The 14,273-nt window shown below is 58.8% G+C and carries 13 protein-coding genes; 9 read left to right on the forward strand and 4 right to left on the reverse strand.

The features are described from left to right. Positions 1 to 53 precede the first annotated feature (53 nt). The 4 genes from MHY08_RS03250 to mptB all read right to left on the reverse strand — a co-directional run bounded on the left by MHY08_RS03250 (position 54) and on the right by mptB (position 4,634). Entirely contained in the window at positions 54 to 1,082 is a 1,029-nt protein-coding gene (locus MHY08_RS03250; RefSeq protein ID WP_239228811.1) for a heme A synthase, read from the reverse strand. A 69-nt stretch (positions 1,083 to 1,151) separates the two neighbouring features. Then, positions 1,152 to 1,916 (reverse strand): ABC transporter permease, encoded by a 765-nt coding sequence (locus tag MHY08_RS03255; protein ID WP_239228810.1) that lies wholly within the window; start codon positions 1,914 to 1,916, stop codon positions 1,152 to 1,154. Positions 1,917 to 1,973: 57 nt separating this feature from the next. Next, entirely contained in the window at positions 1,974 to 2,903 is a 930-nt protein-coding gene (locus tag MHY08_RS03260; protein WP_239228809.1) for an ABC transporter ATP-binding protein, read from the reverse strand. Positions 2,904 to 2,909: 6 nt separating this feature from the next. Further along, positions 2,910 to 4,634 (reverse strand): polyprenol phosphomannose-dependent alpha 1,6 mannosyltransferase MptB, encoded by a 1,725-nt coding sequence (mptB, locus tag MHY08_RS03265; protein ID WP_239235294.1) that lies wholly within the window; start codon positions 4,632 to 4,634, stop codon positions 2,910 to 2,912. Positions 4,635 to 4,903: 269 nt separating this feature from the next. Between mptB and MHY08_RS03270 the strand changes: the two genes are divergently transcribed. The 9 genes from MHY08_RS03270 to MHY08_RS03310 all read left to right on the forward strand — a co-directional run bounded on the left by MHY08_RS03270 (position 4,904) and on the right by MHY08_RS03310 (position 14,251). Next, positions 4,904 to 5,641, forward strand: coding sequence for a metalloregulator ArsR/SmtB family transcription factor (locus tag MHY08_RS03270; protein ID WP_005324839.1), 738 nt, complete (start codon positions 4,904 to 4,906; stop codon positions 5,639 to 5,641). After that, positions 5,638 to 7,077 (forward strand): Fe-S cluster assembly protein SufB, encoded by a 1,440-nt coding sequence (gene sufB, locus MHY08_RS03275; protein WP_301438137.1) that lies wholly within the window; start codon positions 5,638 to 5,640, stop codon positions 7,075 to 7,077. Before MHY08_RS03270 ends, sufB begins: the two co-directional genes overlap by 4 nt. 5 nt (positions 7,078 to 7,082) lie before the next feature. Further along, positions 7,083 to 8,237: a Fe-S cluster assembly protein SufD gene (sufD, locus tag MHY08_RS03280; RefSeq protein ID WP_005328395.1), complete on the forward strand. Its 1,155-nt coding sequence runs from the start codon at positions 7,083 to 7,085 to the stop codon at positions 8,235 to 8,237. A gap of 30 nt (positions 8,238 to 8,267) precedes the next feature. Next, positions 8,268 to 9,026 carry a Fe-S cluster assembly ATPase SufC gene (gene sufC / locus MHY08_RS03285; protein WP_198493085.1) on the forward strand — a complete coding sequence of 253 codons (759 nt, stop codon included), beginning with the start codon at positions 8,268 to 8,270 and terminating at the stop codon, positions 9,024 to 9,026. Between the two features lie 45 nt (positions 9,027 to 9,071). Continuing rightward, complete coding sequence (locus MHY08_RS03290; RefSeq protein ID WP_239235296.1) at positions 9,072 to 10,319, forward strand: cysteine desulfurase; 1,248 nt, start codon at positions 9,072 to 9,074, stop codon at positions 10,317 to 10,319. Next, complete coding sequence (sufU, locus tag MHY08_RS03295; RefSeq protein ID WP_005324831.1) at positions 10,316 to 10,768, forward strand: Fe-S cluster assembly sulfur transfer protein SufU; 453 nt, start codon at positions 10,316 to 10,318, stop codon at positions 10,766 to 10,768. The genes MHY08_RS03290 and sufU overlap by 4 nt, the downstream gene beginning before the upstream one ends. After that, entirely contained in the window at positions 10,769 to 11,176 is a 408-nt protein-coding gene (locus tag MHY08_RS03300; protein ID WP_239235298.1) for a metal-sulfur cluster assembly factor, read from the forward strand. Between the two features lie 114 nt (positions 11,177 to 11,290). Further along, positions 11,291 to 12,922 carry an ABC-F family ATP-binding cassette domain-containing protein gene (locus tag MHY08_RS03305; protein WP_005328391.1) on the forward strand — a complete coding sequence of 544 codons (1,632 nt, stop codon included), beginning with the start codon at positions 11,291 to 11,293 and terminating at the stop codon, positions 12,920 to 12,922. Between the two features lie 6 nt (positions 12,923 to 12,928). Further along, positions 12,929 to 14,251: a DUF2254 domain-containing protein gene (locus MHY08_RS03310; protein ID WP_239235300.1), complete on the forward strand. Its 1,323-nt coding sequence runs from the start codon at positions 12,929 to 12,931 to the stop codon at positions 14,249 to 14,251. Positions 14,252 to 14,273 lie beyond the last annotated feature (22 nt).

Below are 14,273 nucleotides of genomic sequence, written 5' to 3' on the forward strand. Positions count from 1 at the left end.
AGCGCAAAAAGCCGGCCGAGTGCAGTACCTCGGCCGGCCGTGAGCGTTATGGGTTAAGCGTTCGCGCGCTCCCGTTCGAGAGAGGCTTGGCGCGCCGCGTACTTTTCATCGCCGCTGGGGGAGCCGGTGATGAGATCCGCGGTGCCGTCGGTGCGGCGTACACCGTGTGCCCATAGCAGGGCGGTATACGCGGTGACGAAGGAGGAGAGGCCAATATGGAAGGGGACAGTCCAGCGCGGAATGCTCATGTAGAACTGGTAAACGCCTACTGCCCACTGAATGAGGATGCATACAACGAGGACCCAGCCAGCCTTCTTAGCGTCTTGAGGTGCGCGGTTCTTGTAAAGCAGGAAGACGGTAATAACCGTAAGCGTCAGGTAGACGTACATGCACATGGCGTGGGTGACGGCCATGGCTTCGGTATCTACCTGCAGGCGGCCTTCCATTCCCACCCCGGAGTCGCCAGAGTGAACGCCCGAACCGGTAACCATCGTGCCGGTGATGAGCACAATGCTCAGGGCAACGGTAGCGACCGCTGCAAGGAGGCGAATCGCTTGAGGGAAGCGAACGCGTGGCGTTCCGTCATCGGGTTCCACAATGCGGGAATAAAGCATTGCCGCCAGCCATACCAAGAGCATCGAAGGTAGGAAGTGCAGCGCCACGGACCACCACCGGAGGTCTAGGTGGACAGAGATACCGCCGATGATCGCCTGCAGTACGATGCCAGCGACGTTGAGCCATGCGTACACCTTGAGCTCTGCACGGCGACGCGCCATGCGCATGGCAATGACGGCGGCGACAGCCGCTGCGGTCACGACGAAAGTAAGCAGGCGGTTACCAAACTCGATGGCCTGGTGGAGAGCAGGCGCAGCGCCTTCCATGGGGACAAGGGAGCCTGGTTGGCATTCCGGCCAGGTGGGACAACCCAATCCCGAGCCGGTCACGCGGACAATGGAACCAGACACGGTGATGCCACCCTGGCACAAGAGGAGGATGAGCGCGATGAGGCGCTGCTGTTGCAGTGTAGGGGCGGCTTCCTTAAAGAAGCGCTTGATCTTCGTCCAGTAATTCACGCATAGCATCCTACTAGTCGGGAGATTTCGGGCATAAAAATTCCTCTCGTTTCGAGAGGAACCGGACAAAAGTCACATTTAGCCATCGAAGCGGAACCAACGGACCGCAGCGAACGACGCCACCGCAAGCCACGCCAACAAGGACAGGAGCTCGAGGCCGGGGAAGGTGGAATTAGAGGCGTCGGTAAGCGCGCCTGCTAGGGCGACGGTCGGCACCGCGTTGAGGATGCCGTTATCGCCCAGCCCCTGGGAGTAGAGGGTCCATCCGACTACGCCGAGGAGCAGGAACCAGATGAGATTGGCCAGTGCGAGTACCACCTCAGAGCTGAGGGTGCCGCCGAGCAGCAGCCCCATGGCGGTAAAAGCCGCAACGCCAAAAAATAGCGAAAGAATCATGAGCAGCACCCCGCCCAGGCTGATGCGGAGGCCCAGGATATAGGCAGCTATGCCCAAAACGAGGATTTGGAATACCACCATGGTGAGCACGCCGAGGATTTTGCCGCCAATAATGGCCCATGCGGGCACACCGGACGCGCCGGTGCGTTTAAGGGCCCCGTAGCGCCGGTCAAAGGCAAGTGAAATGGCCTGACCGGTAAAGCCTGCGGAGGTGGCCGCTACTGCAAGCACCATGGGAAAGACTTCGTGCAAGCCATGTCCGGTGAGCGACTCTAGGTGGGCCGCGCCAATGAGCAGGGCCAGCGGGATGATGACGCTGAGCAATTGCTGTTCGCCGTGGCGCAGCATGAGTTTTGCTTCCATCTTTCCTTGCGCGAGCAACATGGCGCCGGCGCTAGCCCGTTTGGGGGCCGGGGTAAAGGTTCCAATGTTAAATGTAGTGCTCATGTGGTGGTTTCTTTCCGCAACGCAGTTGATTGAATTCGATCCTGGCGGAGGACGCAGCTAGCTGCGCAAATGGCGCCCGGTAAGGTCAAGGAAGACCTCCTCTAAGTTGCGGTGGGCTGCGTCTAAGCGCCGCAGCAGGACTCCTTGGCGGGCGAGTTCGGCGCTCAGCGCGGCAATCGTCTCGGGAGTGCCGGCCTGGGTCAAGCGGTAATGCAGCGGCCGGGATTTGGTTGCTCGAATTCCAGCCTCAGCCAAAGCTTCCATATCAACATCGATATCGGTGCTGAAACTAAGCCCTGCCGAGTCCGACTGGGCGGTAAGTTCCGCGGGGGTGCCGTGGGCTACAAGCTCGCCATGATCCATGATTGCCACTCGGTCCGCTAGTGACTCCGCTTCATCCATGAGGTGGGTGGTAAGAACAATGGTGACGCCATCGCGCCTCAGGGCCCGAACAAGGTCCCAGACCGCCAAACGGGATTGTGCATCCATGCCAGCGGTGGGCTCATCGAGAAAAACTAGCTCGGGCCGACCGATGATTGCTAGGGCGAGGGAAAGCCGTTGCTGCTGCCCGCCGGAGAGTCTGCGATAGGGAGTCCGGGCTACTCCATCAAGCCCGAGCGTTTCCAGTAGCCAGTGCGGGGAGAGGGGATGGGCGCTGTAGCTAGCGGAAAGTTCTAGCATTTCCAGAACACGGATGCCGGAGTAGGAACCACCACCCTGCAACATGATGCCGACCTTTTCGCGCACCTTGTCCGGTGCGGAACTCGGGTCGAGTCCTAGGACGTCGATTGTGCCGCTGGTGGGGTGGATAAAACCCTCTGACATCTCAATCGTTGTGGACTTTCCGGCGCCATTGGGGCCAAGGAGGCAAAAGACCTCACCTGTGGCAACGCTAAGGCTTAGACCGTTAACGGCGGTGGTGGGGCCAAATTTCTTCACCACGTTGTCCACGGTGAGGGCTGGGCGATCGGCTGAAATGGAATTCACGTGGGATTAGTTTAGGACACGGATTCCGCTGCGCCGCACTGCAACCCACCACAGGGTGGCGATGACGGCGAAAGTGCAGGCTGCCGACACGTAGATCACGATGATAGTGCTGGGCGGCAACCCGAGGCCGCGCGGCAGTACAAAGAAGCTCATAGCTGCCGAATAAGCCACGACGCAGAAACGGAATATAAGCCGGTTGGCCCATGCGGCCAAAGGCAGTACCGCCCACAGGATGTACCACGGATGGACGACGGGAAAGAAGATAACCAGTACTAAGGAGGCGGTGCCGAGTCCTCCCACAGGGTGGATGTAGCCGCGCAACGTTGCAAAGAGCATGCGGGCCATGAAAGCTACTGCCACCAGCACGCCAAAGGTACGGGTTACGGTGAGAATAGCTTCGGTGTGGTCGCCTAGACCCAACAGCATTCCGATGAAGCCGGTGCCCACGCCTACGGCGGTGGAGGTAGAAAGCCACGAGCGGATGGAGGCCGCCCCGCCTTGTCCCGTGATCCACCCCAGGCCAATACCGGTCAAGGCGCTAATAAGTGCAATGGTTGCAATTAAAATAACTAGCTGCAGGGCAATGGCGTAGACCAAAGCCCTCCAGCGTGTTGCACCGTCCTTGTCTATCAGGTGGCGGGCATAGGCCATCCCTACAAAGCCCAGCCCGATAAAGCCGGTAACCTTGACCATCCCGGCGCAGGACAGACAAAATCCAGAAGCAATTAGTGCTAGGTAGGCACTGCGCGTGGACTTTTCCAGCTTGTCGACGCCCCGCAGGCCCAGCTCCATACCCACTAGAAGCAGGCCCAACATGATGGACTCATTATGGATTCCGCCCACCAGGTGCAAGATAGTGAGAGGGTTGAGAATGCCGAGCCATAGGGCAGATTCTGGAGATACCCGGCAGCGCCGCGCCAAACAGCTTATGGCCCACCCAGCAACCATGATACCGGCGATGGATAGGAGGCGGTGGGCGATAACTCCCAAGAGGATGGAATTTGAGGTAACTGCGCTCACCACCCCAGCAAGCCCGAGTGCTACGGGGCCATAGGGAGAAGGGGAGTTGGCCCAGATAAACGGTACGGATCGGGCGAGCTCATCACCCGCGCCAAGCAATTGCACCGGTCCTGCAGAATACGGATCCATGCCCTGCATCACGATGGAACCGTTGGCCAAGTAGGAGTAAATGTCCTGGGTGAAGAGCGGGGCGGTAAAAATCAGCGGGATGACCCAGCCGGCCCACGTGCGCCATAGTTGGTGTGTGGTCACGAGCCGGCGAGCGCGCGCTGGGGTGAGGGCACCTTCCTGGGGTTGGCGCAGCGGGGTGCCTACAAAAGGGGCCAAGAAAACCCAGGCGGCCACCATCAGGCCTACTCCCACCATGACTATGGCAGAAGAGGTCTGCAGCATGCGAGACATGAGGGATCCAAAAGGCACGTTGTCATAAGGGTTTCCCACTACTGGGAGGGCGCCGGCACCTAACGCGCCGAAGGCGATAAGTAGAGAACCCACTGTGCCCACCCAGCGCAAGATAAAAAATGTCCGCCATTGTGCGGTGGTGGTGCGCTTTAGGCCATCTTCTTTGGCGGGGACAAAATCAAAACGAGAATCAGGTTCTGCGGCTCCGGTGTCCTCGGCGTGTAGCCGCGCAGACCGGGAACCAGCGGTGCCCAGCTGCGGCAGCTCGGCCTTGACGCCGGAAAGAAAGCCGCGGAATTTGCCTGTCATGGGTTAAGACCTTACGCGAATCCTCCGCCCCAACCCCAGCAGGCCCGCCATTTTGACGCGCGCAGCACCGCCAGTTGTGGCGATGAGGGGAGTAAGCCACCCCCGTGCCACGCCGAAGAATGGCTAATGGTGGCATTCCGGAATGAATTAAGGAACACTAGTGTTGTCTAATAAAGGAGGCGCAGTTGGACTGCGGCGCGACTCTCGGAATTACGGGAGCCGGCTGCAGGGCGGCTGTAAGTGAGCGAAGCACGAAGGGAGGTCCCGGCATGAGCACACCTCAGCGCGTAGAAACTACGCATAAGGCGGCTAAGGAATCCCGCACTACGGATGGCGATACCCGCCGGCAAGTGATGCTGTTGCTGCTGAAGGACGGGCCCGTTACCGCTTCCCACTTGGGTGAACGCCTTGGCCTTTCTGCTGCCGGAATCCGCCGGCACTTAGACAATTTGGTGGAAGAGGAATTGACGGAGGTTGTGCGCCGCCGCCCAGTTACCCGCGGTTCAGCGGGTAGCGGCTCTGGTCGCGGGCGACCAGCCAAACACTTCCGCCTCACCGATCGTGGCCGAGCGCAATTCGGCCACGCCTACGATGATTTGGCCTCTGATGCCTTGACGGCGCTTCGCGACGTCGGCGGGTCTGAGGCCGTTAAGCGCTTTGCCAAGGTCCGCTTCGAGCGTCTCGTTGCAGATGTGCGCCCCCTCGTAGAAGAGGGCGAATCTGTAGAGGATGTGGCCCGCAAGCTGGCCGAGGTATTGGACGAGCACGGGTATGCCGCCACGGTGGACCGCGCTGGTCAGGGAGTGCAAATCTGTCAGCACCATTGTCCGGTCTCCCATGTGGCGGCCGAGCATCCGGAGCTGTGTGAGGCGGAACAAGAAGTCTTTTCTGCTCTATTAGGCAAACACGTACAGCCTTTGGCCTCCATCGCCGGCGGTCATGGGATCTGTACCACAAACATCCCCTTGACACCCGTTAATACAAATACTGAAAGGAGCGAGTCATGACCCAGGCACAATCGGCACCCGAGAACAAGATGACCGATGATGAAATCATTGATTCCATTGGTGCATATGAGTACGGCTGGCACGACTCGGACGCGGCTGGTGCTTCTGCTCGCCGCGGCTTGAATGAAGATGTAGTACGCGATATTTCCGCCAAGAAGGGCGAGCCGGAATGGATGCTTAACCAGCGTCTGAAGGCGCTGAACATCTTTGATAAGAAGCCCGTTCCCACCTGGGGTGCGGATCTGTCTGGCATCGACTTCGACCAGATTAAGTACTATGTGAAGTCCACTGAGGAGCAGGCCCAGACCTGGGAGGAACTCCCTGACGATATCAAGGCCACCTACGATAAGTTGGGCATTCCTGAGGCCGAGAAGCAGCGCCTCGTTGCCGGTGTGGCAGCCCAGTACGAGTCCGAGGTTGTCTACCACCAGATCCGTGAGGACCTGGAAAGCCAGGGCGTCATCTTCGTCGATACTGATACCGCACTGCGTGACTACCCTGAGCTTTTCGAGGAGTACTTCGGCACCGTTATTCCGGCGGGTGACAATAAGTTTTCCGCGCTGAACTCCGCTGTGTGGTCCGGTGGCTCCTTTATCTACGTGCCCAAGGGCGTGCACGTAGATATTCCACTGCAGGCTTACTTCCGCATTAACACGGAAAATATGGGCCAGTTCGAGCGCACCCTCATCATCGTCGACGAGGACGCTTATGTTCACTACGTCGAGGGCTGTACCGCTCCTATCTACAAGTCTGATTCCCTGCACTCCGCAGTAGTGGAGATCATCGTGAAGAAGGGCGGCCGCTGCCGCTACACCACCATTCAGAACTGGTCCAGCAACGTCTACAACTTGGTGACCAAGCGCACCAAGGTAGAAGAAGGCGGCACCATGGAATGGGTCGACGGCAACATTGGCTCCAAGGTCACCATGAAGTACCCGGCCGTATGGATGACCGGTCCTTACGCCAAGGGTGAGGTTCTCTCCGTTGCCTTTGCTGGTGAGAACCAGTTCCAGGACACGGGCGCCAAGATGACTCACATGGCTCCGCACACCTCTTCCAATATCGTGTCTAAGTCGGTTGCCCGTGCCGGCGGCCGCGCCGCGTACCGCGGCTTGGTACAGGTTAATCAGAACGCGCACCATTCCACCTCTAACGTCGAGTGCGACGCGTTGCTAGTGGACAATATCTCGCGTTCGGATACATACCCGTATAACGACATCCGCAATGACCACGTCACGCTGGGCCATGAGGCAACCGTTTCCCAGGTTTCTGAGGAGCAGCTGTTCTACCTGATGTCCCGCGGTATCGCGGAAGAAGAAGCAATGGCGATGATCGTACGTGGCTTCGTTGAGCCGATTGCTAAGGAGCTGCCGATGGAGTACGCCCTCGAGCTCAACCGCCTCATCGAACTGCAAATGGAAGGATCGGTCGGCTAAAGAAAATGGTCGCTTCGAACGAATTCAATCCGGATAAGATTACCAAGGGTGATGTCTTTACCTCCACCAACGTGGAGGACTTCCCGGTGCCGCACGGCCGCGATGAGGTGTGGCGCTTTGTCTCCCTGCGCAAGCTCCGTGGACTGCACAATGGCGAGTTCGCTGAGGCAGTGGCACAGGACGTCACCGTGAGCGAACATCCCGGCGTAAGCTCCGAGACCGTCGCTCGCGATGACGAGCGCTTGGGCCGCGTTGGTACCCCGTCTGACCGCGTTGCTGCACAGGCGTGGACCTCTATGCCTGAAGGCCAGGTTGTCACTATTGACGCCGAGGCTCAGGTGGAAGAGCCCGTGGTCATTACCTACACCGGCAAGGGCGAGGGCGTAACTTCCTTTGGCGCCACCTCCATCGAGGTAGGCCACCATGCGGAAGCCACCGTCATTTTGAAGTACGTCGGCTCTGGCACCCACGCGGATAACGTCGAGTTTATCGTGGGCGATGGCGCTCACCTGACCGTCGTTGTTGACGTTGATTGGGAAGACGATGCCGTACACCTGTCTAACCACGTGGCACAGCTCGGCCGCGATTCCGTGCTGCGCCACAACTCCGCCATCTTTGGCGGCGAGGTGGTACGCATCGTGCCTCGCGTGAACTTCACCGAGCAAGGCGGCGATGCAGAGCTGCTGGGTGTTTACTTCGCTGACGAAGGCCAGTACTTTGAAAACCGCATGTTGGTGGATCACTCCGTCCCTAATTGCCGCTCCCACGTCCTTTACAAGGGCGCACTGCAGGGCACCAAGGACAATGAGGCCCGCACCTGCTGGGTGGGCGATGTCCTTATCCGCTCCAATGCACAGGGCACCGATACCTACGAGACCAACAACAACCTGATTCTGACCGAGGGCGCTCGCGCGGACGCAATCCCTAATTTGGAAATTGAGACCGGTGAAATTACCGGTGCAGGCCACGCGGCCACCGTTGGTCGCTTCGATGACATCGAGTTGTTCTACCTGATGTCTCGCGGTATTCCAGAGGCTGAAGCCCGCCGCCTCATCATCCGTGGCTTCTTCAATGAGGTCATCCACCGTATTCCGGTGCAGTCCCTGTCCGAGGAATTGGAAAACCGCATTTCCGAAGAACTGGAAAAGATCTCCGCCTAAATCTTTCATAGAAGGAAAACCACACACATTATGTCTACTCTGGAAATTAAGAACCTCCACGCCCAGGTGCTGCCGACGGAAGAAGGCGGCGAGCCGAAGGAAATCCTCAAGGGCGTTAACCTGACCATCAACTCCGGTGAGATCCACGCCATCATGGGTCCGAACGGTTCCGGCAAGTCCACCTTGTCTTACACCATCGCCGGCCACCCAAAGTATGAGGTCACCGAGGGCGAGGTGCTTCTCGACGGCGAAAATCTGCTGGAGATGCCCGTCGACGAGCGCGCTCGCGCCGGCCTCTTCTTGGCTATGCAGTACCCAACTGAGGTACCAGGCGTAAAGGTCTCTCAGTTCATGCGCTCTGCAGTTACCTCCATTCGCGGTGAAGCACCGAAGCTGCGTGAATGGAACAAGGAGCTTACCCAGGCCCGCGAGAATTTGAAGATTGATAAGTCCTTCATCTCCCGCTCCGTCAACGAAGGCTTCTCCGGCGGTGAGAAGAAGCGCCACGAAGTCATGCAGCTGGATATCCTGAAGCCGAAGTTCGCAGTTATGGACGAGACCGACTCCGGCCTGGACGTTGACGCTCTGCGCATCGTGTCTGAGGGCATCAATAGCTACCAGAAGGAAACCAATGGTGGCATCTTGATGATTACCCACTACAAGCGCATCCTGAACTATGTGAAGCCGGACTTTGTGCACGTCTTTGCAGACGGTCAAGTCATCAAGACCGGTGGCGCCGAATTAGCGGATCAGCTCGAGTCTGACGGCTACGACCAGTTCCTGAAGTAAGGACCGACCACGGGCCGGTCAACCGCGACTATCTAAAGAAGATTCATGACTGGATTTGATGTAAACGCAATTAGGGAGCAGTTCCCGATCCTCCAGCGCACTGTGCGCGGCGATAAGCCACTGGTGTATCTGGATTCGGGCGCTACTTCCCAGCGCCCGCTGCCGGTATGGAAGGCGGAGGAGGAGTTTGTGCTGCACACGAACGCTCCTGTCCACCGCGGTTCCTACCAGCTGGCGGAAGAGGCCGATGACGCCTACGAGTCCGCGCGACAAGCTATCGCCGCATTCGTGGGTGCGGACCGCGACGAAATCGCCTTTACCAAGAACGCCACCGAGGCCCTGAACGAAGTTGCCTATGTGCTGAGCGACGAGCGCGCGGGGGACCTCTACGTGGGCGAGGGCGATACCGTTGTCATCACCGAATTGGAGCACCACGCCAACTTGGTGCCGTGGCAGGAGCTGTGTGCTCGCACTGGCGCTACGTTGAAGTGGTATTCCATGACCGAAGACGGACGCATCGATCTCGATTCGCTCGAGCTTGATGACTCCGTCAAGGTAGTTGCGTTTACTCACCAATCCAATGTCACTGGTGCTGTAGCAGACGTGGATGAACTGGTGCGCCGCGCCCGCGCGGTCGACGCCATGGTCGTCCTCGACGCCTGCCAGTCGGTGCCACATATGGCGGTGGATTTCCATGCTTTGGCCGTGGATTTTGCGGCCTTTTCCGGCCATAAGATGTGCGGCCCCAGCGGCGTGGGTGTGCTGTACGGCAAGGATGAGCTGCTCAAGAAGCTGCCGCCCTTCCTGACCGGTGGCTCCATGATTGAGATCGTCAAGATGGAAGAGACCACCTTTGCCGAGCCCCCGACGCGCTTTGAAGCGGGCACGCAGATGACCAGCCAGGTGGTTGGCCTCGGCGCAGCGGTGAAGTTCTTGGAAGAAGTGGGCATGGACAAAATCCACGCGCACGAAAAGAAGCTCATCGAGCGCGCATTGCGCCAGCTCAAGGAAATCCCTGGTCTGCGCATCATCGGTCCAGAGACCACCGAAAATCGCGGTGGCGCCATTTCCTTCACTGTGGAGGGCGTTCACCCGCACGACTTGGGCCAGGTCCTCGATGACCACGGTGTGTCCATTCGCGTTGGCCACCACTGTGCGTGGCCACTGCACCGTGCCTGCGACGCACAGTCCACCGCCCGCGCTAGCTTCTACCTTTATAACACCGAGGAAGAAGTAGATAAGCTGGTGGACGCAATCAAGGCTGCCCGCGAATTCTTTGGAGTTGCCTCATGAACTTAGATTCCATGTACCAGGACGTCATCCTGGATCACTATAAGAACCCCCAACACGCCGGCCTGAGGGAGCCGTATCAGGCCGAGGTTCACCACGTGAACCCGTCCTGCGGCGATGAGCTGACCCTGCGCGTGCGCCTTTCCGACGACGGCAAGACCGTCGAGGACGTCTCCTATGACGCGGAAGGTTGCTCCATTTCGCAAGCTTCTACCTCGGTTATGGCTGAAGAGATCGTTGGACTGCCGCTTGCGGAAGCCAATGAGAAGCTGGCCGAGTTTGAGAAGATGATTACCTCGCGTGGACAAGAAGAGGGCGATGAAGACCTCATCGGTGACGGTGTTGCCTTCGCCGGCGTGTCCCAGTACCCAGCGCGCGTAAAGTGTGCGCTCCTCGGATGGAAGGCCTTCCAGGCTGCATCCGCCGATGCACTAACTGAAGTGGAGAACTAGATGACCGAACCCGTAGATCCTTATCAGAACGAGAGCTCTTCATTCTCCGGCAGCGGCGAGCGCCCGGAGCAGACTGAAGAGCAGATTTCTAAGGCCTTTGATGTCACCGAATTCATGCGTGATGTCATTGACCCCGAGCTCGGCATTAACGTCGTTGACCTGGGCCTTGTCTATGATCTTTGGTTTGAAGAGGACAATGGCAAGGAGATCGTCATGATCAATATGACGCTGACCTCGCCGGCGTGCCCGCTGACCGATGTCATTGCAGAGCAGGTGGAAGACATCGTCAAGGCCAATAAGCTGGCAGATGCCGTCCGCATCAACTGGGTATGGATGCCGCCATGGGGTCCGCAGATGATTACTGAGGAGGGCCGCGAGCAGCTTCAGGCCCTCGGCTTCGCGGTGTAGAGTCGCGTAGCAATCCCGCGCCCCCAGCAGCGCATTTCTCGGATTAGGGAAGTGACTGTTGGGGGCGTTAGTGCGTCTTAGCGTTGGCCGCGTCAATTGCTAGACTATTTCTTCGTGATTGTAACCAATGATTTCGAAGTCAGGGTAGGAGCGCGCACGCTTCTCGACGCCCCCGGGCAGCACCTCCGCGTGCAGCCCGGCGACCGCATCGGCCTCATCGGCCGCAACGGCGCGGGCAAGACGACGACCATGCGCATCTTGGCAGGGGAGACGGAGCCTTATGGTGGTTCTGTGACTCGCTCGGGCCCCATTGGTTATCTGCCCCAGGATTCCCGCGAGGGAAATATCGAGCAAACGGCGCGCGAGCGCGTTCTCTCCGCACGCGGCCTGGATGATCTTAAGCGCCGCATGGCGAAGCAACAAGAGCTCATGGAATCGGCCACGGACGATAAGTTCCGGGATAAGGCCATCCGTAAGTATTCCCGCTTAGAGGAGCAGTTTGAGTCGCTCGGCGGCTATGAGGCCGACTCCGAGTGTGCTCAGATTTGCGATAATTTGGGCCTGCCACAGCGTGTCCTAGATCAAAAGCTCAAGACTCTCTCGGGCGGCCAGCGCCGCCGTGTGGAGCTGGCACAGATTCTCTTTGCGGCTACCGAAGGCTCCGGCAAATCCCAGACCACCCTGCTCCTGGATGAGCCGACTAACCACTTGGATGCCGACTCTATTACGTGGCTGCGCCAATTCCTGTCCAAGCATGAGGGCGGGCTCATTATGATTTCCCACGACGTCGAACTGCTAGAAGCCGTGTGCAATAAGGTGTGGTTCCTTGACGCGGTCCGCGGCGAGGCCGACGTCTACAACATGGGTTATAAGAAGTACCTCGATGCCCGTGCTACCGATGAGGCGCGGCGTCGCCGAGAGCGTGCCAATGCCGAAAAGAAGGCGTCTGCACTGCAAAAGCAGGCGGCCAAGCTCGGTGCTAAGGCAACCAAGGCCGCCGCGGCAAAGCAGATGCTCCACCGTGCTGAACGCATGATGAGCGAGCTGGATGAAGTCCGCGTGGCCGATAAGGTGGCCAATATTAAGTTCCCCGAGCCGGCGCCGTGCGGCAAGACCCCCATGAATGCCAAGGGCCTGACCAAGATGTATGGCTCGCTGGAGGTTTTCGTGGGCGTAGACCTCGCTATCGACAAAGGTTCTAGGGTGGTCGTTCTCGGCTATAACGGTGCAGGTAAGACCACTCTGTTGAAATTGCTGGCCGGTGTGGAACGCACCGATGGTGAAGGTGGCATCGTCAGCGGCCACGGCCTGCGTATCGGCTACTTCGCCCAGGAACATGACACCATCGACCCGGATAAGTCCGTGTGGCAAAACACCATCGATGCCTGCCCGGATGCGGATCAGCAGGAGTTGCGCAGCCTGCTTGGTGCCTTTATGTTTTCCGGCGAGAAGCTGGAACAGCCTGCGGGTACCCTCTCCGGCGGCGAGAAGACACGCCTTGCACTGGCCGCCTTGGTCTCCAGTCGCGCGAATGTACTGCTGCTCGATGAGCCCACCAATAACTTAGACCCAATTTCCCGCGAGCAGGTGCTTGATGCACTGAAAACGTATACGGGCGCTGTGGTGCTGGTGACGCACGACCCGGGTGCGGTTAAGGCACTGGATCCGGAACGCGTGATCATCATGCCCGATGGTGATGAGGACCTGTGGTCCGATGATTATATGGAGATCGTGGAGCTAGCTTAGGGATATATGAAGACACTGCTGGAGAGGATGCCCGCCTGGCGGGAAAAGTTTTGGCTCATTCCTGCTGTGGCGGTGGCCCTCGCCGCAGTCGGCGCGGAATTGCTCATTGCGGTTGGTAGCAATTTTGACGTGTCGGACACGCCCTTTTATGACGGCAGCGCCGATAGCGCGCAAGGGATTTTAAGCGCGGTAGCAACCTCGTCACTCTCCTTGGCCGGCACCGTCTTTTTCATCACCCTGACCGCGCTGTCGGGCGTGGTCACGGTGATGGGACCACGCCTCCTGCATGAGTTTTTAAAGGATCGCTCCATTCAATCCACGTTGGCGATCTACCTGGCAACTTTTATTTTTGCGCTCCTATCCCTGCGCGCGGTCCGTAGCGGCGGCAGTGGGGAAGAAGAATACGTTCCTTCCCTCAATGTAGCCGTAACGGTGCTGCTGGCCATCGCCTGCGTTGTCTTCCTCATCTACTTCATCGTGCACATTGCGCAATCGATCAGCATGTCCCACGTGGTGCACGTGGTTGCCCAAGACGTAGAAAGCCACATGCGCCGGCTCATCCGCCGCGGTGAGGAGGAAGAGAGAGTAAAAGCGCCGGGGCCAGAGTTCTACACGAACGCGCAAAAGCGCCGCAGTGGTGAGACTGGCTATCTCAAATTCGTGGACTATGACGCCATCGCGCAGGCTGCGGCGCGGGAAAATTGCGCGGTGCACCTCGGCGTGGCACCGGGAGACCTAGTGCTGGAAGGCGAGGTCATTGCCCACGGCGTGCCACGGTTGCCGGAAGATATTGAGCGTCATATCGTGCTCACGCAACACCGCGAAAACGCCTCTGCCCATGACCCGCGTTTTACCGCCCGGCACCTCGCAGAAATTGCTGCCCGCGCTTTGAGTACCGGCGTTAATGACCCATTCACGGTAATTGATATCATCGACCGCTTCACCCAGATTCTTACGGTGATTGGGGATAAGCGGCTTCCGCAGGGCATTGTGCATGTGGGCGGCGAGTTTCGGCTGGATTATCAGACCTTTAGCTATGCCGAAATCGTCGAAGCGATGTTTACACAGATTCGGCGCGATGCGGCCGATAACGCGGAGATTTACCTCAGCCTGCTGGATAACCTGGCTAAGGTGGTTGCCCTTCTTCGCACAGCGGAACGCCGGCGCGTGCTTGATGACGCCGCCCGGGCCATCTACTCCGATGCCCGCCGCCAAGTAGGCGGCGAGGTGGAGCTGAAACAGTTGGAGGCTTCCTACCAGCACTTTCAGGCCAACCTAGCTGCGTGGGCGGAATCCGATAAGCCGGGCGAGGAGCACGCCGCGGACTAGACCGCGGCGTGGTTGTTGCTGG

The organism is Corynebacterium sp. ACRPJ, assembly GCF_022347345.1.
In the GTDB taxonomy this organism is placed as follows: domain Bacteria; phylum Actinomycetota; class Actinomycetes; order Mycobacteriales; family Mycobacteriaceae; genus Corynebacterium; species Corynebacterium tuberculostearicum_D.